The sequence below is a fragment of the Rhodovarius sp. genome, assembly GCF_040399605.1.
GTDB lineage: Bacteria > Pseudomonadota > Alphaproteobacteria > Acetobacterales > Acetobacteraceae > Rhodovarius > Rhodovarius crocodyli_A.
Window position 1 is genome coordinate 24,501 of sequence record NZ_JBBARU010000009.1, and the last position, 23,621, is coordinate 48,121.

The 23,621-nt window shown below is 64.5% G+C and carries 23 protein-coding genes; 8 read left to right on the forward strand and 15 right to left on the reverse strand.

Annotated features, from left to right (window positions below; all coding sequences use genetic code 11):
* Positions 1 to 31 precede the first annotated feature (31 nt).
* The 3 genes from ABWP84_RS04720 (at position 32) to ABWP84_RS04730 (ending at position 5,782) form a co-directional block, all read left to right on the forward strand.
* Complete coding sequence (locus ABWP84_RS04720; RefSeq protein ID WP_353210843.1) at positions 32 to 3,190, forward strand: multidrug efflux RND transporter permease subunit; 3,159 nt, start codon at positions 32 to 34, stop codon at positions 3,188 to 3,190.
* 85 nt (positions 3,191 to 3,275) lie between these two features.
* On the forward strand, positions 3,276 to 5,588 hold the full coding sequence (locus ABWP84_RS04725; RefSeq protein ID WP_353210844.1) for a xanthine dehydrogenase family protein molybdopterin-binding subunit: 2,313 nt from the start codon (positions 3,276 to 3,278) through the stop codon (positions 5,586 to 5,588).
* Positions 5,588 to 5,782, forward strand: a complete 195-nt coding sequence (locus tag ABWP84_RS04730; protein WP_353210904.1) for a twin transmembrane helix small protein — start codon at positions 5,588 to 5,590, stop codon at positions 5,780 to 5,782. The genes ABWP84_RS04725 and ABWP84_RS04730 overlap by 1 nt, the downstream gene beginning before the upstream one ends.
* Here ABWP84_RS04730 and ABWP84_RS04735 read toward each other — a convergent pair.
* The 5 genes from ABWP84_RS04735 to ABWP84_RS04755 form a co-directional block, all read right to left on the reverse strand.
* On the reverse strand, positions 5,768 to 6,820 hold the full coding sequence (locus tag ABWP84_RS04735; protein ID WP_353210845.1) for an MraY family glycosyltransferase: 1,053 nt from the start codon (positions 6,818 to 6,820) through the stop codon (positions 5,768 to 5,770). The genes ABWP84_RS04730 and ABWP84_RS04735 overlap by 15 nt on opposite strands.
* 39 nt (positions 6,821 to 6,859) lie before the next feature.
* On the reverse strand, positions 6,860 to 7,702 hold the full coding sequence (locus ABWP84_RS04740; RefSeq protein WP_353210846.1) for a DUF4743 domain-containing protein: 843 nt from the start codon (positions 7,700 to 7,702) through the stop codon (positions 6,860 to 6,862).
* A gap of 31 nt (positions 7,703 to 7,733) precedes the next feature.
* Positions 7,734 to 7,874 (reverse strand): hypothetical protein, encoded by a 141-nt coding sequence (locus ABWP84_RS04745; protein ID WP_353210847.1) that lies wholly within the window; start codon positions 7,872 to 7,874, stop codon positions 7,734 to 7,736.
* A 79-nt stretch (positions 7,875 to 7,953) separates the two neighbouring features.
* On the reverse strand, positions 7,954 to 8,886 hold the full coding sequence (locus ABWP84_RS04750) for a tripartite tricarboxylate transporter substrate-binding protein (RefSeq protein ID WP_353210848.1): 933 nt from the start codon (positions 8,884 to 8,886) through the stop codon (positions 7,954 to 7,956).
* 3 nt (positions 8,887 to 8,889) lie between these two features.
* Positions 8,890 to 9,852, reverse strand: coding sequence for a tripartite tricarboxylate transporter substrate binding protein (locus ABWP84_RS04755; RefSeq protein WP_353210849.1), 963 nt, complete (start codon positions 9,850 to 9,852; stop codon positions 8,890 to 8,892).
* A gap of 149 nt (positions 9,853 to 10,001) precedes the next feature.
* Here ABWP84_RS04755 and ABWP84_RS04760 point away from each other — a divergent pair, with 149 nt between their 5' ends.
* The gene (locus ABWP84_RS04760) at positions 10,002 to 10,646 is read left to right on the forward strand and encodes a hypothetical protein (RefSeq protein WP_353210850.1); all 645 of its coding nucleotides are present in this window, start codon (positions 10,002 to 10,004) and stop codon (positions 10,644 to 10,646) included.
* Positions 10,647 to 10,692: 46 nt separating this feature from the next.
* Here the strand turns inward: ABWP84_RS04760 and ABWP84_RS04765 are convergent, their stop codons facing one another.
* The gene (locus tag ABWP84_RS04765; RefSeq protein WP_353210851.1) at positions 10,693 to 11,358 is read right to left on the reverse strand and encodes a cytochrome b/b6 domain-containing protein; all 666 of its coding nucleotides are present in this window, start codon (positions 11,356 to 11,358) and stop codon (positions 10,693 to 10,695) included.
* A gap of 56 nt (positions 11,359 to 11,414) precedes the next feature.
* On the opposite strand from ABWP84_RS04765, the gene ABWP84_RS04770 reads away from it, so the two are divergent.
* The 3 genes from ABWP84_RS04770 to ABWP84_RS04780 all read left to right on the forward strand — a co-directional run bounded on the left by ABWP84_RS04770 (position 11,415) and on the right by ABWP84_RS04780 (position 13,847).
* A complete protein-coding gene (locus tag ABWP84_RS04770) occupies positions 11,415 to 12,200 on the forward strand; it encodes a hypothetical protein (protein ID WP_353210852.1) in 786 nt (261 codons plus the stop codon).
* A 94-nt stretch (positions 12,201 to 12,294) separates the two neighbouring features.
* Positions 12,295 to 12,963, forward strand: a complete 669-nt coding sequence (locus ABWP84_RS04775; RefSeq protein ID WP_353210853.1) for a phosphatidylserine decarboxylase — start codon at positions 12,295 to 12,297, stop codon at positions 12,961 to 12,963.
* Entirely contained in the window at positions 12,963 to 13,847 is an 885-nt protein-coding gene (locus ABWP84_RS04780; protein ID WP_353210854.1) for a phosphatidylcholine/phosphatidylserine synthase, read from the forward strand. Before ABWP84_RS04775 ends, ABWP84_RS04780 begins: the two co-directional genes overlap by 1 nt.
* A gap of 2 nt (positions 13,848 to 13,849) precedes the next feature.
* Here the strand turns inward: ABWP84_RS04780 and ABWP84_RS04785 are convergent, their stop codons facing one another.
* Together ABWP84_RS04785 and ABWP84_RS04790 are read right to left on the reverse strand one after the other, a co-directional pair.
* On the reverse strand, positions 13,850 to 15,028 hold the full coding sequence (locus ABWP84_RS04785; RefSeq protein WP_353210855.1) for a VWA domain-containing protein: 1,179 nt from the start codon (positions 15,026 to 15,028) through the stop codon (positions 13,850 to 13,852).
* 4 nt (positions 15,029 to 15,032) lie between these two features.
* Complete coding sequence (locus ABWP84_RS04790) at positions 15,033 to 15,872, reverse strand: MoxR family ATPase (protein WP_353210856.1); 840 nt, start codon at positions 15,870 to 15,872, stop codon at positions 15,033 to 15,035.
* A 75-nt stretch (positions 15,873 to 15,947) separates the two neighbouring features.
* On the opposite strand from ABWP84_RS04790, the gene ABWP84_RS04795 reads away from it, so the two are divergent.
* Positions 15,948 to 16,280, forward strand: a complete 333-nt coding sequence (locus ABWP84_RS04795) for a hypothetical protein (protein ID WP_353210857.1) — start codon at positions 15,948 to 15,950, stop codon at positions 16,278 to 16,280.
* A gap of 42 nt (positions 16,281 to 16,322) precedes the next feature.
* Here ABWP84_RS04795 and ABWP84_RS04800 read toward each other — a convergent pair whose 3' ends face one another.
* The 7 genes from ABWP84_RS04800 to ABWP84_RS04830 form a co-directional block, all read right to left on the reverse strand.
* Entirely contained in the window at positions 16,323 to 17,786 is a 1,464-nt protein-coding gene (locus ABWP84_RS04800; protein WP_353210858.1) for a Ppx/GppA family phosphatase, read from the reverse strand.
* Between the two features lie 289 nt (positions 17,787 to 18,075).
* The gene (gene hpf, locus ABWP84_RS04805; protein WP_353210859.1) at positions 18,076 to 18,654 is read right to left on the reverse strand and encodes a ribosome hibernation-promoting factor, HPF/YfiA family; all 579 of its coding nucleotides are present in this window, start codon (positions 18,652 to 18,654) and stop codon (positions 18,076 to 18,078) included.
* A gap of 65 nt (positions 18,655 to 18,719) precedes the next feature.
* Positions 18,720 to 20,231, reverse strand: a complete 1,512-nt coding sequence (gene rpoN, locus ABWP84_RS04810; protein ID WP_353210860.1) for an RNA polymerase factor sigma-54 — start codon at positions 20,229 to 20,231, stop codon at positions 18,720 to 18,722.
* Positions 20,232 to 20,276: 45 nt separating this feature from the next.
* Positions 20,277 to 21,026 (reverse strand): LPS export ABC transporter ATP-binding protein, encoded by a 750-nt coding sequence (lptB, locus tag ABWP84_RS04815; protein ID WP_353210861.1) that lies wholly within the window; start codon positions 21,024 to 21,026, stop codon positions 20,277 to 20,279.
* On the reverse strand, positions 21,023 to 21,931 hold the full coding sequence (locus tag ABWP84_RS04820) for an LptA/OstA family protein (protein ID WP_353210862.1): 909 nt from the start codon (positions 21,929 to 21,931) through the stop codon (positions 21,023 to 21,025). The genes lptB and ABWP84_RS04820 overlap by 4 nt, the downstream gene beginning before the upstream one ends.
* Entirely contained in the window at positions 21,928 to 22,635 is a 708-nt protein-coding gene (gene lptC, locus ABWP84_RS04825) for an LPS export ABC transporter periplasmic protein LptC (RefSeq protein WP_353210863.1), read from the reverse strand. The genes ABWP84_RS04820 and lptC overlap by 4 nt, the downstream gene beginning before the upstream one ends.
* Before the next feature lie 8 nt (positions 22,636 to 22,643).
* On the reverse strand, positions 22,644 to 23,612 hold the full coding sequence (locus ABWP84_RS04830) for a KpsF/GutQ family sugar-phosphate isomerase (RefSeq protein ID WP_353210864.1): 969 nt from the start codon (positions 23,610 to 23,612) through the stop codon (positions 22,644 to 22,646).
* Positions 23,613 to 23,621 lie beyond the last annotated feature (9 nt).

Consider the following 23,621-nt stretch of genomic DNA (forward strand, 5'->3'; position numbering starts at 1 on the left):
CGCCGCCCCGGCGGCACGGTAGGCCCACGCCATGCTTTCCTCCGTCTTCGTCGATCGCCCCAGGCTCGCCATTGTCATCGCGATTGTGACCACCATTGCCGGCGCGCTGGCGCTTTCGGTGATCCCGGTCAGCCAGTTTCCCAATATTGTGCCGCCGCAGGTGCAGGTGACCGCGCGCTATCCCGGCGCATCCGCCGCGGTGGTGGAGGCCACCGTCGCCCAGCCGCTGGAATCGGCGGTGAATGGGGTGGATCGTGCGCTCTATATGCGCAGCAATTCGGCCAATGATGGCACCTATACGCTGAGCGTCTCCTTCGCCCTGGGCACGGACCCGGATATTGCGACGGTGAATGTGAATAACCGCGTGCAGGCGGCGCTGGCCCGATTGCCGACGGAGGTACAGCGCAATGGCGTGACGGTGCGCAAGCAGTCATCGGCCGTGCTGCAGTTTCTGTTCGTCTATTCGCCCGATGCCTCGCGCACGCCGATTTTCCTGTCGAACTACACCACCATCAATATCATCGACCGGCTGGCCCGGGTGCCGGGGGTGGGGCAGGTCACCCTCTTTGGTGCCCTCGACTATTCGATGCGCATTTGGTTTGAGGTGGATCGGCTGATCAGCCTCAATGTTTCGCCTTCGGATATCATCGCCGCCATTCAGGGGCAGAATGTGCAGGCGGCGGTGGGGCGGATTGGTGCGCGGCCCACCGGGCCTGACCAGCAATTCCAGTTCAACCTGCAAACCCAGGGGCGGCTGACGACGCCGCAGCAATTCGGCGACATCATCATCCGCGCCAATCCCGATGGCTCGGCATTGCGGGTGCGCGATGTGGCGCGCATCGAGCTGGGTGCCGCCAATGAGGACACTGAGAGCCGGCTGAATGGCCAGCCCGCGGTCACCATGGGGATTTATCTCTCGCCTGGCGCCAATGCCGTGGCGGTGGCGGCCAGTGTGGGCAGGGCGATGGATGAGCTGAAGGGCCGCTTCCCGGAAGGCGTCGATTACCGGGTGTTTTATGACACCTCGACCTTCGTCTCCGACACCATCAAGGAGGTGCTCAAGACGGTGGTGGAGGCCTTCGTGCTTGTCGTGCTCGTGGTCTATCTGTTCCTGGGCAGTTTCCGCGCCACCATCGTGCCTGCCATCGCCGTGCCGGTCTCGCTGATCGGCACTTTCGCGGTGATGCTGGCCCTTGGCTTCTCGGCCAATACGATCTCGCTGCTGGCCATGGTGCTGGCGATTGGCATTGTCGTCGATGACGCCATCGTGGTGGTGGAGAATGTCGAAAGGGTGATGGAGGAGGAGCCGGAGCTTTCGCCGGCGGAGGCCACCAAAAAGGCGATGGGTGAGATCACCGGGCCGATCATCGCCATCACCATGGTGCTGCTCTCGGTCTTTGTGCCGGTGGCCTTCATCCCCGGCGTGGCGGGGGTGCTGTTCCGCGAATTCGCGGTGACGATCATCGTCGCCATGATCATCTCGGCGATCAATGCGCTCACGCTCTCACCGGCCCTTTGCGCGATTCTGCTGACACATTCGGGGCCCCGGCGCGGGCCGATCAAATATGTGCTCAAGGCGATTGATGGCGCGCGGGACGGCTATGCCTGGATTGTGAGCAAGCTGGTACGGGTGGCAGTGCTGGCCATTCCCATTACCGCCGTGATCGGTTTTGGCATTTACGCCGCAGGGTCACGCACACCGCAGGGCTTTCTGCCGCAGGAGGATCAGGGCGCCTTCTTCGTGCAATTGCAATTGCCGCAGGGCGCCTCGGTGGGGCGCACCCGCGCGGTGGTGGAGCAGGTGGAGGCGATTCTCAAACAAAATCCGGCGATTGAGAATACCCTGGCCATTGTCGGCTTCTCGCTGATCGATGGTGGCGCGCAATCCAACGCCGCCTTCATGGTGGCGCGGATGAAGCCTTTTGCCGAGCGCACAACGGTGCAGGACAGTGTTTTCACCGCCATCGGGCGGGTGTTTGGCGCCGCACAGGGCATTCGCACCGCCAATGTCTTCGCCTTCAATATCCCGCCGATCATCGGCTTGGGCACTGGCGGGGGCTTTGAATACCAGTTGCAGGATCTGGAGGGGCGCGACCCCGTGGAATTGGGCGGCGCCATGCTGGGGGTGATGATTGCGGCCAATCAGGACCCCAGACTGCGCGGGGTATTCTCCACCTTCTCGCCCACCACGCCCTCGCTCTTTCTCGATGTGGATCGCGACAAGGCGCAGGCGCTGGGGGTGCGCATCTCCGATATCTTCACCGCCTTGCAGGCCACTTTGGGTGGTTTTTATGTCAATGATCTCAACCTGTTTGGCCGGACCTGGCAGGTCAATATCCAGGCCGAGGCGCGCGATCGGGACGAATTGTCGGATATCTGGCGCATTCGCGTGCGCAGCCAGACCGGGCAGATGGTGCCGCTGCGCTCCTTCGCCGATGTGCGGGTGGTGCTGGGGGCGCAGACCATCAGCCGTTACAACAACAGCCGCACCGTGCTGCTCAATGGCGCGCCATCGCCCGGCACCTCCACAGGTGATGCGCTGCTGGCGATGGAGCAGCTCTCCGCCCGGGTGCTGCCGCCTGGCTATAGTTTTGAATGGACTGGCACGGCATTCCAGGAAAAGCAGGCGGCGGGGCGGACGAGCGTGCTGATCGCCCTGGCCATGCTCTTTGCCTATCTCTTCCTGGTGGGGCTGTATGAGAGCTGGACCATACCCATCCCGGTGCTGCTCTCGGTCGCCGCGGGCGGGTTGGGGTCGTTTGGGGCTTTGCTGATCGCTGGCAAGGCGCTGGACGTTTATGCCCAGATCGGCCTTGTCGTGCTGATCGCGCTGGCCGCGAAGAACGGGATTTTGATCGTGGAATTCGCCAAGGAGCAGCGCGAGAAGGGCATGCCCCTGCGCGAGGCTGCCGTGCTGGGCGCCAGAATGCGATTCCGCGCGGTGATGATGACCTCCATCGCCTTTATCCTGGGCCTGGCGCCGTTGGTTTGGGCCGAAGGTGCCGCTGCTTTATCGCGCCAGGCGGTGGGTACCCCGGTCTTTGGCGGCATGATCGCTGCGGCGGTGGTTGGTATCTTCATGATTCCAATGCTGTATGTAACGTTCCAAGGCATGCGGGAGACCATCAAGGGATGGTTCAAGCGCAAGCCCCGGGCGCCGCATCCGCCCGCGCCACAGCCGGCCGCGTAACGCCGCGGCATGGAAGGGGCGGATAGCCCCTTCCCGAAATGCCACTTCGCCCCCATCCTCTTCCCAAAGCAACGGAGCGTCACCCATGGCAAAGTTCGGCCTCAGCCAATCCATCCGCCGCGTCGAGGATCCACGCCTGCTCAAAGGCGTTGGGCGTTATACGGGCGATATCGCCCTGCCGGGCCAGACCCAGGCCTATGTGCTGCGCAGCCCGCATGCGCATGCCGCGATCACCGCCATCGACACATCGGCCGCCAAGGCCATGCCGGGCGTGCTGGCGGTGATCACGGGGGCTGATCTGGTCGCCATGGGCGTAGGCGAGGTGCCCTGCGTCATCCCCCTGAAGAATGCCGATGGCAGCCCGCGCGGCGACACACCGCGCCTGCCCCTGGCCACTGATACCGTGCGCCATGTGGGGGACCCGGTGGCCTTCATCGTGGCCGAAAGCACGGAGCAGGCGCGCGACGCCGCCGAGGCTATCCTGATCGACTACAGTACCCTGCCCAGCACGACCGACCTGGCCACCGCCACCGATGCCGGCGCGCCGCCGGTCTGGGCCAGCGTGCCCAGCAACACCGTCTTTGACTGGGAAGCCGGCGACAAGGCGGCAACCGACGCGCTCTTCGCCCAGGCTGCCCATGTCACCAAGCTGACGGTGGTGAATAACCGCGTGGTCGTGGCCTCGATGGAGGGGCGCGCCTGCACCGCCGAATATGACGCGGCGGCCGAGAAATTCACCATTTACGCCGGCACCCAGGGCTCGTGGCTGGTGAAGAACCTGCTGGCCGGCAATGTGCTGAAGGTGGCGCCCGAGAAGGTGCGCGTGGTCACCCCCGATGTCGGCGGCGGCTTTGGCATGAAGCTCTACCTTTACGCCGAATACGCGCTCTGCGCGATTGCGGCGCGGCAGGTGGGCCGGCCGGTGCGCTGGGCGGCGGAACGGACGGAGGCCTTCCTCTCCGACACGCATGGCCGCGACAACATCACCCTTGGCGAATTGGCGCTGGATGCGGCGGGCAAGTTCCTGGCCCTGCGCACGAAGAATTACGCCAATATGGGCGCCTATCTCTCCACCTTCGCGCCCTTCATTCCGACAGGTGCGGGCACCAAGGTGCTGGCGAGCATTTATGGCTTCCAGGGCATCCACGCCCATGTGATTGGCGTGCTGACCAATACGGTACCGGTGGATGCCTATCGCGGTGCTGGCCGGCCGGAGAGCAATTATCTCGTCGAGCGGCTGATCGACACTGCCGCGGGCGAGATGGGGATCGACCGGATTGAATTGCGCCGGCGCAATATCGTGCCATCCTCCTCCATGCCCTTCACCACCGCCATCGGCCAGCGTTACGATAGCGGCGAGTTTGAAACCATCATGGATGCGGCGCTCGCCAAGATCGACTGGGCCGGCTTCCCGGCGCGGCAGGCGGCGGCGGCCAAGAAGGGCATGAAGCGCGGCATCGGCCTCGCCTATTACCTGGAGGCCACGGGCGGCGGGCCGAGCGAGAGGGCCGAGGTGCGCTTCACCCAGGATGGTTTTGCCGAGGTCTGGGTTGGTACCCAATCGACCGGCCAGGGCCATGAAACCGCCTATGCCATGCTGACCAGCCATGAGTTGGGCATTCCCATGGAAAAAATCCGCATCATGCAGGGCGATACCGACCAGGTGCCCACCGGCGGCGGCACCGGCGGCGCGCGCAGCCTGTATTCTGAGGGCACGGCCATTCTCGCCACCACGGCGACGGTGGTGGAAAAAGGCCGCCAGGCGGCCTCCGAGGTGCTGGAGACGGCGGTGGTTGATATCGAATTCGAGAAGGGCCGCTTCTCGGTGACCGGCACCGATCGAGGCATTGATATCCTCGCCCTGGCGCTGCGGCAGAAGGAGCGGGCGGCGGCTGGCGAGGCCGCGACGCTGCTCGACGCCGCCGAGGTGGCCGATATTCCCGCCCACACCTTCCCCAATGGCTGCCATGTGGCCGAGGTTGAGGTGGATCCGGAGACCGGCATCATCTCCATCCCGCGCTATATCGTGATGGATGATGTGGGCCATGCGCTGAACCCGCTGATCGTCCGTGGCCAGGTGCATGGTGGCGTCGCCCAGGGCGTGGGCCAGGCCTTCTTCGAGCGCACCTCCTATGATGAGGCCTCGGGCCAGCTGCTCAGCGCCTCCTTCATGGATTACGCCCTGCCCCGCGCCGATGACCTGCCGGATATCGAGGTGGATTTCATCGAGGTGCTTTGCGAAACCAACCCGCTGGGGGTGAAGGGTGCCGGTGAGGCCGGTGCCGTGGGCTCGCCGCCTGCGGTGATCAATGCGCTGATCCATGCGCTGGCGGTGAAGAGCATCGACATGCCGGCCACGCCCGAGGTGGTGTGGAAGGCCTTGGCGGGTGCTGCTTGATGCAGACCGCGTTGACCATCCTGCTCATCACGGCCATGGCCGGCACGCTCGTCGTGCTGGCCCTGGGCGTGGTGCAGATGGTGCGCGGGGATGCCAATGGTAAGCGCTCCAATGCGCTGATGCAGTATCGCGTGCTGTTCCAGGGGCTGGCGATTGCCTTGTTCCTGGGGCTCGCGCTGCTACTGAAAGGCTAGGCCCCGCGCGCGCATCCGGGCCAGCACCCAAGCCGCCCAGAGCAGCTGCACGGCCAGTGCGGGCAGCAGCACCGCGGGCTTCCAGGCCGGGGCCAATTGGATGAACACCGCCGCCAGTATCGCGTGGAAGACGGTGAAGCCGGCATGGATGGCGGCGACATGGGCGGGTTGAACACCGGCCCTGACCGCCATCTGGTAGAGATGGGTGCGATGCGGGGTGCTCACCCGCTCACCGGCCAGGGCCCGGCGCAGCAGGGTGAAACCGGCATCAAACAGCAAACCCAGCAGCAGTAGCGGCACGATGAGGAAACTGATCTGCGTGGCGTCAAACCGCGCCGCCGCCACCGCCAGCACCGCCATCACGAAGCCGGCAAACTGGCTGCCCACATCGCCCATGAAAATCCGCGCCGGCGGCAGGTTGAAGGGCAGAAACCCGGCAAAACCGGCAGCCAGAAACAGCGATGCGGCATAAACGAACCAGGCGCCCTCGCTGGCCGAAATCAACGCCAGGGCTAGGGAGGCCACCAGCATCACCGAGGCCACCAGCGCATCGCTGCCATCCATGAAATTCACCGCATTGGTGCAGCCCAAAATCCAGAACAGCGTGAGGCCCACGCCGAACCAGCCCAGCTGCACTTCCCCCAGGACAGGCACCGCCAAGCGCTCCAGCACCAGGCCTGAGGCCACGGCCACCACGGCAGCACCGGCTTGCGCCGCCAGTTTGACCACGAAGCGGAAATCCCGCGCATCATCGGCCAGCGCCACGCCGGCCATGACAAGCGCGGCGAGAATGACGCCCAGGAACTGCAAGGGCACCAGCCGGGCGATATCGGCGATGACGAAAAGCGCCAGCATGCCGATCATGAAGGCCACCACCACCCCCACGCCGCCGCCTTTGGGCGTGGGATGCAGATGCGCCTTGCGGGCATCGGGATGGTCGAGAATAGGAAAGCGGATCATCAACACCACGCAGCCGGCAGAGACCAGTGCGAGGAAGAGCGCGAAGCCCAGATGGGTGAGAATGGCCGTGATCTGCATTGATCGCCGCTATGGCCCGCGCGCGGGTCCCATGCAACCTCAGGGCCCGGCGTGCAGCCCGGCCCGCAGCCGCTGCCCCTCGGCGCTGGCGGGGTCGATCAGCCCCTCGCGCAGAAAGAGGTCGATCAGCACGAGATTAACGTTGAACTTGACCGTATCCGTCTCGCGCACCGCCTCCAGCAGGCGGGTGGCGGGCCAAAGTTCGAAGGCTTCAACCTCATCATCATTTGGCCGGGGGATAAAGTCTTCGGGCAGATCAATATCGTAGATATGAAGGACATCGCGCCGCAGCCCCTCGGGCAGGGTCAGGATATAGCTGATGCGGCCGGTGCGGCGGGCCTGGGCGGCGATGGCGGCGGGCATGCCGGCCTCCTCCTCGGCCTCCTTGATCAGGCATTGCTCAGGGGTCAGCCCGGCCGGGATGCCGCCGGCCACCACATTGTCGAGTTGGCCCGGCGCCACCGCCTTGTCACGGGCGCGAATGCCGACCCAGACATGCAGCCCATCGGACCGGCGCACCAGACCATTGAGATGCACCCCCTGGCCGATCACGCCGAAAGCGGGGATGGCGCCACGGTCCAGCGTGGCGAGGCTGGGGCCCTCGGCGGTGGCGCGGATATCGAAGGGCTCGCCCCGGGCGCGCAGCCCCAAGGCGCGGCACAATGCCTCCAGCGCCGCGCTGCGGGCGGTGGGGCTGCGGTGGCGCGCGGCCAGGGCCACGCCCTGCGCATCGAAATGCACATCCCGCGGGTGGAAGGTCAGCGCCCGGGCCAGTTCCGGCGCAACCCAGCCAACCTGCTGCTCGCCCAGGCGAAAGGGCAGCAGATGCGCCGGCGATGGGGTGTTGTTGCAGGCCTCGATATGCCGGTGAAGATCGCTCATCCGCCCTTATCGGGCGGCTTGGTGGGGAAACTCAATCCCGCCTGATGGGAAGGCTGGCCTCGCGCATCACGGGCGCCGCGCCGGCATCGGGTTCTGGCGCGGCCGCCGGCACGGGGGTGATGCTCAGCCAGGTGGCGAGCAGGGTGGGCCAAAGCCCGCTATTGCTGACCATGAAGTCTCTCCCGCCCTATTGCAGGCGGATTTGGCCAGCCGGGTGTGGCGGGAGAATGGCTGAAACATGTCCAAGTGTATCAGCCGCCTCGCGCCCCGGTCTCGCGCAGAATCGGCAGCCAGCGCGCCTGCTCGGCGGCGATGAAATGGGCGAGATCGGTGTTCACCGCCTGCACCCCCACCTCGGCATAGCGGCGCAGCAGCGCGGGGTCTGCCAATGCGGTGGCGGCGGCGGCGCGCAGCCGGGCCAATTCGCCAGCCGGCGTGGCGGCGGGGGCATAGAGCGCCTGCCAGGACGAGGCGTCGTACCCGGCGAGGCCGATCTCGGCGAAGGCCGGCAATTCGGGCAGGAGCGCCGAGCGTGCGGCAGTGGTGACGGCCAGGGCGCGCAACTGACCGGCAGCGGCGAGCGGCGCCAGCAGGGTTTGGCTGTCCAGCATGAAATCAACGCGGCCAGCGACCAGATCCGTCACCGCCTGGGGCGTGCCGCGATAGGGCACGACCTCGAAATCCACCCCAGCCAGCTTTTTGAGCAATTCGCCCGCGAGGTGTGAGGCCGCCCCCACCCCAGTGGTGGCAAAGCGCGCCTGGCCTGGGCGGGCGCGCAGCCAGTCCAGAAATGCCCCGGCATCGCGCGCGGGATTGGCCGGATGCACCACGAGCACGAAAGGCTGCTGGCCGAGCAGCGCGATGGGGGCGAAATCCGCCACCGGGTCCACCCCGGCATCCGGGTAGAGCGCGGGAATGACGGCGTGCGCCGCACCCGAAAGCAGCAGGGTGGAACCATCAGCCGGGGCCCGCGCCACGCTGCGCGCGCCGATCACGCTGCCGGCGCCGGGCTGGTTCTCCACCACCATGGTCTGACCCAGGAGGCGCCCCATCGGCTCGGCGACGATGCGCGCCACCACATCGATGATACCCCCGGCACCAAAGGGCACCACCACGCGAATGGGGCGAGCGGGTTGTGCCAAGGCTATGGTGGGAACCAGGGCAAGCAGATTGCGGCGGTGCATTCTTTACTCCATGCGGATATTGCTGGCGCGGATGATGGCGGAATAGCGCTGGGCATCCTCGCGCAGCAACTTGGCAGCATCGGCCTGGGTTCCGCCACCGGGGATGAAGCCGGCATCGCGCACCCGGCCGCGCAAGGTGCTGTCTGAAAGGGCACGATTGACGCTGGCCACCAGCCTTTCGGTCACCGCCTCGGGGGTGCCGGGTGGTGCCATCAGCATGTACCAGACATTGGCATTGAAGGTTGGGAAGCCGCTTTCCGCCACCGAGGGGACATCAGGCAGCCAAGGCGTGCGCTCGGGCATGGTGGTGGCGAGCGCGCGCACCCGCCCGGCGCGGATATGGTTGAGATAGGTCGGCAATGTGTCGATGGCGATGTCGATGCGCCCGGCCAGAATTTCCGTCACCGCCTGGCCGGTGCCGCGGAAGGGGATATGCACCATGCGCAGCCCCGCCTCGGCGGAGAGCAATTCGGCCGCGAGATGCTGCTGGGTGGCAACGCCCGAGGAGGAATAGTTCAACCGGCCCGGATTGGCCCGGGCATGGGCGATGAAGCCGGCAAAATCCTGCGCCGGGGAACTCTGCGGCACCACGGCCACCAGCGGCACCGTGCCGCAGAGCACGACGGGGAGCTGATCGGCATAGATATCGAAGGGCGGCGGGTTCATCTGCGGCGGCACCACGGCCGAGGCGCTGACGGTGGTGATGCCCAGCGTATAGCCATCCGGCCGGGCCCGGCCCACCGCGGCGGCGGCCAGCGTACCAGAGGCGCCGAGCCGGCTCTCGATGGTGAGGGGCTGGCCCAGATCCTCCTGCATGGCGGGTTGCAGGGCGCGGGCGATGATGTCGGTGCCCCCGCCCGGGGCGAAGCCGATCAGCACATTGATCGGCCGGGTGGGCCAGGCCTGGGCATGGGCCGGGAGGGCCAGCAGCGCGGGCGCGGCCAGAATGACACGACGGTTCAGCATGGCGATCCTCATTCCTGTTGCAGTCTTGTTGTTGCGCGCATCTTTGCCCGAGGTGACATCGCGGTAAAGAAGCCCCAAGAGCGGGTCGCAGAATGTAACATCAGATGCGAAGCGCCGCCGGGCTGCCTATCTTGCGCCACAGGCGGGCAATGAACGCTCTGCAAGGTGAGATGATGACACAAACCACACCCATATCGGCCCTGGCCGGGGCTGCCCTCGCATTGACCGCCTGTGCCACGCCGCCGCCGGCCGGCCCGGCCGTGCTGGCCTTGCCGCCCAAGGGCGGAGACTATGTGCTGTTCCAGCAGCAGGATGCCGCCTGCCGGCAGAATGCCGCGGCAAGCATTGGGAATGGCAGCCCGCAGGTGGCGGCGAACCAGGCCGCCGCGGGCACGGTGGCGCTGGGCACATTGGCCGGGGCGGGGATAGGTGCGGCCATTGGCTCGGCCACCGCCAATGCGGGCGCGGGTGCTGCCATCGGCGCGGGCGTCGGCGCTCTGGCCAGCGGTGGGGCGGCAGCGAATGCCGGGGCGGCTTCAGGCTATGGCACGCAGCAGCAATATGACATCACCTATTCCCAATGCATGACGGCGGCGGGCAATGAGGTACAGCCCCTTGCCGCGGCCCCGCCGGCGGCCGTGGGCTATGCCGTGCCCTACGCCTATCCCACGCCTTATCCGTATTATGGCGGGGGGGTGTATCTCGGCGCGGGGCCGCGTTGGGGCGGGTATTACGGCGGGTACCGCGGTGGTTACAGCGGCAGTTACCGCGGCGGATACTATCGTCGGCGGTAGGAGCGGGCGGCACCGCTGACAGAGAGGGCTGCAATGCCCGCCCGCGTCAGAGACCAATTCGCATGCGGGTGATACCCCACACGATCGCCGCGGAAAGGGCGAGCAGGGCCAAACCGAAGGCCGGGCTAGCCATGCGCGGCGGTGGGATATCGGCCGGAAGCTTCTTTTCGCCATGGATCATCGGGCCCAGCAGGTCATGGCTCTTGGCCACGAAATACACCCCCACCGCCACCACATGGGCAACGATCGCAGCCAGCAGCCAATAGAAATTCTTCACATGGAGCGTGGAGGCGAAATCGACCCATTCTTCGGAGACCCAACGCGCCAAGGGCCCGCGGGTAAAGACCTGATCATAGGTGAAGAGGCCGCTCGTCGCCTGGGTTAGCAGCAGGGCCAAGAGCAGCACGACCATCCAGCCACCGGCGGGGTTATGGGAGACCTCCGTATCCGGCTCCCGGCGGCCAAGCTTGGCCAATTGCCGCCATGCCGCGCCGGGCCAGGCCAAAAATGTCGCGAAGCGGGCGCTATCGCTGCCGAAGACGCCCCAGAGCAGGCGAAAGATCAGCAGGGTGAGGATCGTGTAGCCAGAGAGCATGTGCCAATCCATTTTCTGGGATTTGGCCGTGCCGAAGGAGACCAGCATCAGCACCAGGATGAGCCAGTGGTTCATTCTCACCCAGCCATCCCAAACCTTCACATAATGGAATTGCATGCTCGCTCCTGCGCCTGATGATGCAACGCAGCATGATGATGCGACGGGTTCAATAGGTGATTCCACCGCGCGGCCAGCCGGGGCAGAATGGCGGCATGCTCGATGATCCACGTCTTATTGCCTGCCTCGCCACGGCTCTGCTCACCCTGACAGGGGCGGGGCTGGCACGGTTTGCTGGATTACCGCGGCTGGGCGCGGCGGCGCTGCCACTGGCGCTTGTGCTGGGCTTCACGCTGATCATTGGCGGGGTGCAGGCCAGCCCCAGGCAATTGGGCGAGCGGTTGCCCTTGCTGGCGTTGCTGCTGCTCGCCCCGGCCCTGCTCGCGGCCTGGCGGCCACGCGTGGCGCTGGGCTGGGTGATGCTGGTGGTGGCAGCGCTTTTGGCAGGCTGGTGGATGAGTGGCGGCGCGCTGTATGGCCCTGATCTTGGCCGGGCGCTGCCGGTTCTGCTGCTGGTGGCCGTGAGTGCCGGGCTGGCCGGCCTTGCGATGCGCAGCGCCTGGCAGGGCGCCATCCTGCCGCTAGGCCTCACTGCAATGCTGCTGCAGGCAGGGCAGCCCGGGCCATGGGCGGAGTTGGGGCTGGCCTTGGGCACGGCCGGGCTGGCCAGCTTGGCCTATGGCCACCGCTTGCCTATGGCCGGGTGGCTGGCGCTGGGGCCGGCTATGGCGGCGCTGGCGGCGGGCCCGGTGATCGCGCTGGGCCGGCCGCAGGATTGGGCCCTGGCGCTGAGCCTGACCGCCGCAGCTTCCCTGGCGGCGGCGCCACTGCCGCCGCTGGCACGGCTGGTGCTTGGCCCCGCCATCATACTCGGCGCAGCGCTGGTGTTTGGCCTGCTTTGAGATCGCATGCCGTCCCGCTCAGCGAGAAAAGATCGCGTCGCCAGGACCTCAGGCAACTTGCCGCCTCGGGGTGAAGAGAGGATAAACCGCGACCATGGCCCTCGCGCAATCACTCAGCATCGTCCTCGCCCGCCCTCACCCGGCCGGCTATCCTTTCATTGGTGGCGGTGCCGCTGCCTGCGGGCTGGGCTTGATCCTGGGAGGGTGGCTATTCTGGCCCGGTCTCGCCTTCACCCTATTCTGCCTGTATTTCTTTCGTGACCCGGACCGCGTGCCACCCGCCACGCCCGGGCTGGTGATTGCGCCCGCGGATGGCCATGTGGTCAGCATCGGCGAGTTCCCGCCCCCGGCCGAACTCGATATGGGCAACTCCCCGGTCTGGCGTGTGGCGATCTTTCTCTCCGTGCTCGATGTGCATGTGAATCGCAGCCCGGTGGCGGGGCGGGTGAAGAAGATCGTCTATCACCACGGCAAATTCCTCTCCGCCAACCTCGACAAGGCGTCGGATGAGAATGAGCGCAATGCGCTGGCGATCGAATTGCCGGATGGGAGGATGGTGGGCTGCGTGCAGATCGCCGGGTTGGTGGCGCGGCGCATCCTCTGCGACGCCAAGCATGGCGACAGCCTGCAGGCGGGCGAGCGCTTTGGCATTATCCGCTTCGGCAGCCGCACCGATGTGTATCTGCCGCCCGGCGTGCTGCCCTCGGTGCTGTTGGGGCAGACCATGATCGGCGGCGAGACGGTACTGGCGGATCTTCGCTAGTGGCGCGCGCTGCGCGGGAGACCACCCCGAAGCTCTCCGCGCGGGAAAGGGCGCGCAGGGCGCTGCGCCGGCGGCTGGAGCGCCGCCCGCGTTATAGCGGGCCCTCCATCAACCGCTTGATTCCCAATATTCTGACCATGCTGGGGCTTTGCGTCGGCATGATCGCCGTGCGGTTTGCCTTCGAGGGCCATTTTGGCCAGGCGGGGGCGATGATCGTTGTGGCGGCGGTGATCGATGGGCTGGATGGAAGGGTGGCGCGGCTGCTGAAGGGCACCTCGCTATTCGGCGCCGAGTTTGACAGCCTGAGCGACTTTCTGAGTTTCGGCGTGGCGCCGGCCTTGGTGCTTTATCTATGGGCGATGCAGTCGGTTGGGCCGCTCTTCTTCCTGCCATCGCTGATCTACGCCGTGGCCCTGGCCTTGCGGCTGGCACGCTTCAATGCCGCCCTGTTCGAGGACCCGGCCCAGCCCAAGCCGGCCAAACCGCTCTTCGTGCATAATTTCTTCACCGGGGTGCCGGCGCCGGCGGCGGCGGGGCTGGTGATGTTCCCGCTCTTCGCCTCACAGGCGCTGCTGGAATGGGGCTGGCTGGTGAGTGCGCAGGCGCTGCGCAACCCGGTCTTTGTCGCGATGGTGCTCGTGCTGGTGGCGGGGCTTGCGGTCTCCACCCTGCCGAGTTGGAGTTTCAAGCGGGTCAAGGTCAAATCGGGCCTGGTATTGCCGCTGATGCTGGGCGTGGTGGCCTATGCCACCTTGCTGGTCACTGAGCCATGGGCGGCACTCGCGCTGGCGGGGCTAATCTATATGGGCATGCTGGTGTTCTCGGGGCAGCATTATCGCCGCCTGGCGCGGGAATGGGCGGCGGCGCATCCGCCGGCGGGGTGATGCTACCGCACCAGGGTGCGGGCCATATCGTCGAGCCCTGAGAGGGTGAGAGGGTACATCGCACCCTCCATAATCTCGCGCAGCATGCCGATGCTGCCGGTGTGGCGCCAATGCGCTTCTGGCGTGGGGTTGAGCCAGGCTGAACGGCGGAAATGGGCGCGCAGACGCTGCATCCAGACCCGGCCCGCCTCCTCATTCCAATGCTCCACACTGCCGCCGGGCTGGATGATCTCATAAGGGCTCATCGCGCCATCGCCGACAAAGATCAGCTTATAGTCGGGGCCATAGGTGCGCAGCAGGTCGTTGGTTGGCAGCATATTGGCTTGCCGCCGCTGATTGGTGGTCCAGACCTTTTCATAGACGCAGTTGTGGAAATAGAAGTGCTTGAGGTGCTTGAACTCCGCCCGCGCGGCGGTGAAGAGTTCTTCCGAGGCGCGGATATGATCATCCATGCTGCCGCCAATATCGAGCAGCAGCAGCACTTTGATGGCATTGCGCCGCTCGGCCACCATGCGGATATCGAGCAGGCCGCCTTTCGCCGCAGTGTCGCGGATGGTGCCGTTGAGGTCGAGCTCGGTGGCCTCGCCCTGGCGTGCGAAGCGGCGCAGGCGGCGCAGCGCCAGCTTCATATTGCGGGTGCCCAGCGCGACATCATCGGCAAGGTCGCGGAATTCGCGCTTGTCCCATACCTTGGTGGCGCGGCGGTTGCGGCTTTTATCCTGACCGATGCGGACCCCTTCGGGATTATAGCCATGCGCGCCGAAGGGGGAGGTGCCGGCGGTGCCGATCCATTTCGAGCCACCCTGGTGCCGACCCTTCTGCTCCTCAAGCCGCTTCTTCAGGGTTTCCATCAGTTTTTCGAAGCCGCCCATGGCCTCGATCTGCGCCATTTCCTCCGGCGTCAGGTTCTTCTCGGCGATTTTTCGCAGCCATTCTTCGGGGAGAAGTGGTGTCTCCTCACCCTCGGGTGGCTCCAGGCCTTTGAAGACCTGGGAGAAGACACGGTCGAACCGGTCGAGATAGCGCTCATCCTTTACCAGCGCGGCGCGGGCGAGGAAGTAGAAATCCTCGACCGAGTAATCCGCCACGCCAGCCCGCATGGCGCCCAGCAGGGAGAGCCATTCGGTGAGGCTGGAGGGCACGCCCGCACGGCGGAGTTCGAGGATGAAGGGGGCGAACATCGCGCTACCTACGGGCGCGGTTGAGGAAGGCCAGGCGCTCGAAGAGGTGCACATCCTGCTCATTCTTCAGCAGCGCGCCGTAAAGCGGCGGGATGGCCACCTTGGCATCGCTCGAGCGCAGGGCTTCGGGCGGCATATCCTCGATCATCAGCAGCTTCAGCCAATCCAGCAATTCGGAGGTGGCGGGTTTTTTCTTCAACTCATTCACCTCACGGATCTGGAAGAAGACATTGAGCGCCTCGCTCGCCAGATCCTTGCGGATATCGGGGTAATGCGCCTGGACGATGCGCTCCATCGTGTCGCGCTCCGGGAAGCGGATGAAGTGGAAGAAGCAGCGGCGGAGGAAGGCGTCCGGCAATTCCTTTTCATTGTTGGAGGTGATGATGACGACGGGGCGCTGCTTCGCCACCACCGTCTCGCGGGTTTCGTAGACATGGAACTGCATGCGATCGAGTTCGAGCAGCAGGTCGTTGGGGAATTCGATATCGGCCTTGTCGATTTCGTCGATCAGCAGCACCACGCGCTGATCGGCGGTGAAGGCCTCCCAGAGCTTGCCCTTGGCAATATAGTTGCGGATGTCATGCACCCGCGCCTCGCCCAATTGGCCATCGCGCAGGCGGGATACGGCGTCATATTCATAGAGCCCCTGCTGCGCCTTGGTGGTGGATTTGATGTGCCATTCGATGAGCGGCGCGCCGAGGGCGAGTGCCACCTGTTGGGCCAGAACGGTCTTGCCGGTGCCAGGCTCACCCTTGACGAGCAAGGGCCGGCCCAGGGCGACGGCGGCGTTCACCGCCACCTCGAGTTCACGCGTGGCGATGTAGTCCTTGTTGGTCTTGAACATGCCGGGCTCCTGGCTGATTGGCCTGAATGTCGGACGGCCTTGCGCGCTGCGCAAGCATCGGGCTAGGCCTGCGCCATGCAGTCCTATTTCGCAGCGCTGGTGATGTTGAGCATTGCCGCCTTCATTGAAGGCCGCTCCTCCACGGCCGGCTTGCGCCCCAGCCATCCACCGGCGGACCGAGCCTTTCGCAATCTGGGCCGGGTGAGCCTGGCGGTATGGCTGGGGATGCTGGCCTGGGGGGCGGTGGTGCTGCCCTGGTGGCAGCCCTTGGCTGGGTTTGCGGGCTCACTGGCGGCCAATGCGCTGGTGTTGCAGGCCGGGCCGCGGCCGGGATGGCCGGGCATGGCGATGGGCCTGGCATTGGCCGGGCTGGGGGCGGCGAGTTGGACCTTGTCGCGCCACTTTTGAGGGGCGGGTGGCTTTAGGCGTTCAATGGCGGGGTGTTTTACCTCACACCATCTCCACAACACCAGCGACGCGCAATGAATCGGCAAGAAGGGCTACGCGGCGATCAATAGCCTCGCCGGGAAACACGGTGTTGCTCCGAGGCAATTTGAGAAACAAGCCTTGTTTCCGTGATTCTATTTTCGTCTCTTTCAGTATTTCTGCGATACCTGCCGATAATGTAAATGCAAGACGAAATGCGAGGCCAATTTGATTGGCGATATCCCGACGCCTTTCGTCTAAAAGACAAAGGGCGCCTTGGAGAAACCTATCGGTCAGCTTGGCATCATAGCGGATAGCGATAACGACTGCGAGAAACGCCCTTACAACATGGTCTAAGCCAGCGCCGTTTTGTAGGAAAATACGATCAAAACTCTGTTCCGCACGATAATCTGGGTGGTCGTAACAGCCGACATCGCATAATAATACTGAAGCAATCAGCAATTTTTGTTCATTTTCTTGAAGATTTATATTGATATCCATCATCCAGATGAGCAGGGCATCGGGGAATAGATCATTCCGGCCCAAACGGGCGCCAAGCTCTTTGGCTGCGCTGATCACGGGATCCTGCTGGCGGATAACCTCGGGCAACAGGGCACTATACCACCCCTCGCGCAGCCCATTTGCGCTGAAAATAACGTTTTCTGGCTTAAAGGCACGCAGCACTTCCCGAATTATGATTGCTACATAAGGCAAATCATCAAGCCGCTTGGTGGAGACGATTTGAATTTTATCACGAGACGGATTTTTTGCTGCGATCAATTTTGGCGCGTAATTTCTCGCTTCATTTCTTCCGATTGTATAATTATGAATCATTGACAATGGATAAGACGTGGAAGATATATGTAACTTTGCAAAAGCTCTAAATCCGCCACCAACCAGATAAATGTTATTTATCCCGACCAGATCGGCCCAATTTATATTTTTTATTTTTTCTTCAACAATTGATTTGGCCAATAACAGCGAGCCATTGGACATATCGCTCAGCCTAATGGTGCCGATGGATAGAGAGACGGATTCCATCACCTCGCCATTGGAGAGGTGGGCCAGTTCGAGTGAACCCCCTCCCAGATCCGCGATCAAACCATTGGCACCAGCATTGCCAAGAAGAACACCATTGGCCGAAATTCGCGCTTCGTCATCGCCAGTCAGAACAATAATGGTGACAGAGGGAACTGCAGACTGTACCCTTGCAAGAAAATTACTGCCATCACTCGCCTCTCTTACGGCGGCAGTGGCTAAAATCTCCAGACGCTCGCAATTAAAACCAGAAGCGATCGCATTATAGCGCGATATTATTGTAATCGCCAAATCGGATGCGGCAGGGTTGAGGTTCCCAGTTTCATTCAGGCCGCGAGCCAGCCCTATAATTGCCTTTTCATTGAAAATGACATGCGGATTACGTGACAAACCTTCAAATATGACAAGCCTTATCGAATTGGATCCTAGATCGATAATTCCAAAACGCATGCCTTACATTCCATTTAATATTAACAATGCTGTCAACAGGAGGGTCCGATAGCAAATCATCATTCGCAACTGCAAAATTGTTTTATGAAATTTGATGTCGGACATACCCATCCTGCGCATGAGAAGGCCCCATACCGGATCAGTCCATACCGCCAATCCCCGGCGCCGGACAGCCTGCAGGCCCCGCACCAGCCGCGCGGGCGGCGCGGGCAGTGGCAAGTCTGCAGGTATTTTCGGCGCGGCGGACGGGCAATTCACCGCAATATCGGGAAATTGCCCCTGCCCGAGATCAGGCAGAGCCGGGATCGAGCCAACCCACATTCCCATCCGCGCGCCGATAAACCACGTTGAGCGCGCTGGAGGCACTGTTGCGGAACAGCATCACCGGCAGATTGCCCAGGTCGAGCCGCATCGCAGCCTCACCCACGGTGAGGTGCATGATCTCGGTGGTGGGTTCGGCCACCACAGCAGCATGGTCGGCCGTGCGGATCTCTTCCTCATGATCCTCAGCCTCATCGCGCAGCAGGTATTCCTGTGCCATTTCCCGCGGCAGGCGGTCCGTCGCCTTGCTGCGAGCATGCTCATTCACCCGACGGCGATAGCGGCGTAGGCGCTTGCCCACATGCTCGGCCGCCTGTTCGAAGGCGCGATGCGCATCGGCGGCCTGCCCCTCGCCGCGCATGATCAGGTTCCGTCCAGCGTGAAAATTGATGTCGCAGGAGAAAAAGCTGCGCACTTTGCTGAAGGTCACGCGGGCCTCCATCGCGTGGTCGAAATACTTTCCTGCGATGGTGCTGAGCCCATGCTCGACATGGGTTCGCAGCGCATCGCCGGTTTCCACCTGCTTTCCAGCCACAGTAATGTGCATGTTCGCGGTCATCCCTTCCTATCGAAGGTCCAACCGCAGGACCGGTGGCTTTCGCCCCAATAAGGCTAGGCCCAGGCCGTTGCGACCTTTCCTTCCTTGTCGCGCTTGCGTTGCACCGAACTTGGTATTCGCAGCGCGTCCCGATACTTCGCCACAGTCCGACGGGCGATGTCCACACCTTCTTCACGCAACCGCAACACAATTGCATCGTCGGACAGCACACAGGCTGCGGTTTCGGCATCGACCATGGTCTTGATGCGGTGGCGCACCGCCGCCGCGCTGACGGATTCGCCCCCCGCGGTGCCGCTGATGGCGGTGGTAAAGAAAAATTTCAGCTCCAGCACGCCGCGCGGCGTGGCGATGTATTTATTCGCGGTCACCCGGCTGACGGTGCTTTCGTGCATCTCCACCGTCTCCGCCACCTCGCGCAGGATCAGCGGCTTGAGGAATTCCACCCCGTGGCGGAAGAAGCCATCCTGGCGCTGCACGATATCGGCGGCCACCTTCAGGATGGTATTGGCGCGCTGTTCAAGGCTTTTCACCATCCAATTTGCGGTTTGCAGCTTCTCGGCCACAAAGGCTTTCTGATCCTTATCGGTGGTGCGCAGCATGCAGCGTGCCGCGAAACCCTGGTTGATGAGCACGCGCGGCAGTGTCTCGGGGTTCAGTTCCAAAATCCAACTGCCATCGGGGCCAGCGCGCATCAGCACATCAGGCTCGATGGGCCTCGCGGGCGTGACATCGAAGCCAGCGCCGGGCTTGGGATCGAGCCGCTTGATTTCGGCGATCATCTCGGCGAGATCCTCGGCATCGACCCCGCAGCAGGCCTGCAGCGCGCGGTAATCGCGCCGCGCCAGCAGCGGCAGATTGTCCAGCAGCGCTTCCATCGCCGGGTCCAGCCGGTTCTTCTCCGCCAATTGGGCGCACAGGCATTCTGCCAGGTTGGCCGCGAACATGCCGGTGGGGTCGAGCCGTTGCAGCCGCAGCCTGACGCCCTCCACCACCTCCTTGGCGCATCCCAGCCGCGCGGCCATGGCCGCGACATCCACCACCAGACGGCCCGAAGGCTCCAGCATGGCCAACATGGCGCTGGCGATTAGTTGCTCACGGGGCTCACGAAAACCAAGGCGAATCTGCTCTGACAGATGCTCGCGCAGCGTGGGTTCGCGGCCGGCCAGGTTCTCGATGGTGGAGAGGTCATCGCGGAAATCGCTTCGACCGCCCGCACCCAGGCTGGAACTGAAGGGTGTGCCCTCGTCATGCACATTGGACCAATCGGCGTCGAGCGGCGCTGCTGCCTCACTCGGTAGTGAATCGGCCGCCGCCGCAGCGGCGCTGTCACGGCTGTCGAGCACCGGCAGCACATCCGCGCGACGGCCATCCTCCATCGCGGGCTCGGGGCGTTCATCACGCTCCAGCAGCGGGTTGCGCTCCAGCTCCTCCTCGACGAAGGCAGCCACTTCCAAATTGGAGCTTTGCAACAATTTGATGGCCTGCCGCAGCTGCGGCGTCATCACCAGGGATTGCGACTGCCGGAGATCCAGCCGCAAGCCGGAGCTTCTCGGCCCTATCGCCATGGCACTGCGGCCGGTTTGGCGCGAATAGGGTCCATGGCGAACAAACTACAACGAGAATTTTTCGCCCAGGTAAACGCGGCGCACACCTTCATGCGCCACGATATCCTTCGGGCTGCCCTCCATCAGCACCAGGCCATCATGCAGGATATAGGCCCGGTCAATGATCTCGAGTGTTTCGCGCACATTGTGCTCGGTGATCAGCACGCCGATGCCGCGATTCTTCAGGTGCTTCACCAGGTCGCGGATTTCGGAGACGGCGATGGGGTCGATGCCCGCCAGGGGCTCGTCCAGCAGGATATAGGCAGGGTGGGTGGCCAGTGCGCGGGCGATTTCGCAGCGCCGACGCTCACCGCCCGATAGCGCCAGCGCCGGCGCGCGGCGCAAATGGCCAATGCCGAATTCCGCCAGGAGATTGTCCAGCATCTCCTCCCGCCGCTCGCGGATCGGCTCCACCACCTCCAGCGCGGCGCGGATATTATCCTCGACTGAAAGGCCACGGAAAATCGACGCTTCCTGCGGCAGATAGCCCAAACCGAGCCGCGCCCGGCGATACATCGGCAGCTTGGTGACATCGTGGCCATCCATCGTCACCGTGCCCTCATCGGGTGAGACGAGGCCGGTGATCATGTAGAAGGTCGTCGTCTTGCCGGCACCATTGGGCCCCAGAAGCCCCACCGCCTCACCGCGCTTGAGGCTGAGCGATACACCGCGCACCACCGGCCGCTTGCGGTAGCGCTTGACCAGATTGGTGGCGACAAGGCCGCCAGCGCCGTCGAGAGCTTCAAAGGCGGTCATTGTGGCGTCCCCGTGGGCGGCGGCGTGGCCCGCCGCTGCTGCTGTTGCTGCGGCACGATCAGCCCCTGCACGCGGGCGCCTGGGGCATTCACCAGGCGCGAGATGCCGGTATTGAAGTTGACCAGCGCCTCAGTGCCATTCACCTGATTATCGCCGCGGGTGATGCGGACATTGCCCAGGATGCGGGCGAGGCCGGTCTCGGCTGAATAGACACCACGATCGCCGCGCACGACTTCGGTTTCGGTGCGAATCTCGACATTGCCGAAGAGTTCCACCCGGTCGATCCGGCCTGAGCCTGGCGGCGGTGGCGCGGCGCCGGGTGTTGTGCTGCGCACCGGCGCGGGTGTCCCCTCGGGCGTCAGATAGGAGACCAGGGTATCGGCGCCGACATAGCGGTTATCCTTGGTCCTCAGCACCGCATTGCCGCGCGCTACGGCCATGCGGCGCTGGCTCCAATATTCCAGGCTGTCGCGCGCCACGATGTTCTGGTTGGGGGTGGTCAGCGCCAATTGCCGGCCGGTGAGGACGAGGACCGCCTGGTCCATGTCATAGACGCCGCGGTCGCCGGTGGCGACATCGGTGGCGGTGGTGATCCGCACATTGCCCTCAGCCTCGAAACGCCAGATCTCATTGCCGCCGGAGAGCGGCGACTCGGCCGCGCCGGGCGCCACCGCCGGCTGCGTACCGGCCTGCGGGCGGTATCGTGCCAGCAGCCGCGTCGCATCCACCGTGACGCCATCGCGGATCGCGCGGGCATTGCCGCGGGCGATCACCACCCGCTGCTCCTGCCGCCACTCGATCCCATCATTGCTGGTAATATCGACAGGGCCGCCCTGGCTCATGTCGATATTCTGCGCGGCGGCAGGCAGCGCAAGAGCCAGCAAGAGGGCAAGGACGGGTCTCATTTCTGATTGCCCTCGAGCACCGCATGGGCATTGCCGGTGAAAATGACCACGGCACCGCGCTCCCTCAATTCAAAACCCTCGGAGACGATGGTGCCAAAGGAGCCCTGCGCCTGGGTTGGCCGGTTGCCATTGGCATTGCCACCGGTGATGTCCACCGATGCGGTATCGCTCAGGAACCGCATGCCATTATCGTGATAAATCGTCACATCACCGGCGAGGTGGAGCCAGTTGCGGCCACGATCATAAACGCCATCGCGCGACTCGATCAGCAGCCAGGCGCCATCGGTCATCGTCATATCGGCGCGTGGGGCGTCGAGTTCGATCACCTCTGTGCCGGCGGCGACAGGCATCCCCGCAGCGGCGTTGGAGCGCTGCCGCGCCAGCCGTGCGGTGACGGTATAGGGGCGGTTCAACTCATCAAGCCCCTGATAGAGCGGCGCGGTCACTTGCAGGGCCTCTGCCACCATGGCCGGGCCGCGGCGGAAGGACAGGCGGCCCTCCTTACCCTCGATATCTGGCCAGAACATCAGCAGCGCCAGCAATGTTGCGGCACCGGCGGGCAGCGCGAGCTTGGCAAGCCGCATCGCTGCATGCCGCCGCGCCATGCCACGCATGGAGGGGGCCAGCCGCGCGCGGGAGGGGGCCAGCATATCCCGCCTCGCGGGCAGCGCGGTGACCGGGGCCAGGCTGGGTTGCTCTTTCACTGCCATGGTCATGCCACACCGGCGCGCAGCAGGTCATGGATATGCAGGATACCCACCGGCCGCGCGGCCTCATCAACCACGAACATGGCGGTGATGCCGCTTTCATTCATCAGGCGCAGCGCCTCGGCCGCCAGCGTGTCGGGGCCGATGCTGCGGGGGTTGTGCGTCATCACCGCGCCGGCGTCACGTGCCAGCAGGTTACCACCCGCCTTCAACGCGCGGCGGAGGTCACCATCGGTGACGATGCCTGCCAGCCGCCCGGCATCGATGATGCCCAGGCAGCCGAAGCGCCCCGCCGTCATCGCCACCAGCGCATCGGCCATGGCGAGGTCGGGCCCGGCGAGGGGCATGTCGCGGTGCATAAGTTGGGCCACCCGCATCAGCTTCGCGCCCAGCTTGCCGCCGGGGTGGAAGGTGCGGAAATCAGTGGCGGTGAAGCCACGGCGGGTGAGCAATGCGACGGCCAGGGCATCGCCGAGCGCCAATTGCATGGTGGTGCTGGTGGTGGGTGCGAGGCCCATCGGGCAGGCCTCGGGCGCTGTCGGCAGTACCAGTGCCACATCGGCATCGCGCGCCAGGCTGCTGCCCGGCCTGCCGATAATGGCCACCAACGGCAGGGCGAAGCGCTTGCAATGCGCCACCATATCCGACAGTTCCGCCGTCTCGCCGCTATTGGACAGTGCCAGCACAGCGTCCCCCTGCACGATCATGCCCAGGTCGCCATGGCTGGCCTCACCGGGATGGACGAAGAGTGCGGGGGTGCCGGTTGAGGCCATGGTGGCGGCGATCTTGCGGCCGACATGGCCGGATTTGCCCATGCCTGTGACCACCACGCGGCCGGTGCGCCCGGCCAGAAGTTCTACCGCGGCATCGAACCCGCCATCGAGGCTCGCGGCAAGCGCCGAGAGCGCCTGCGCCTCCAGCACCACAACATTGCGGCCCACATCCTGGTGGGAGGTTGAAACTGGATGGTCCACGGATGGTCT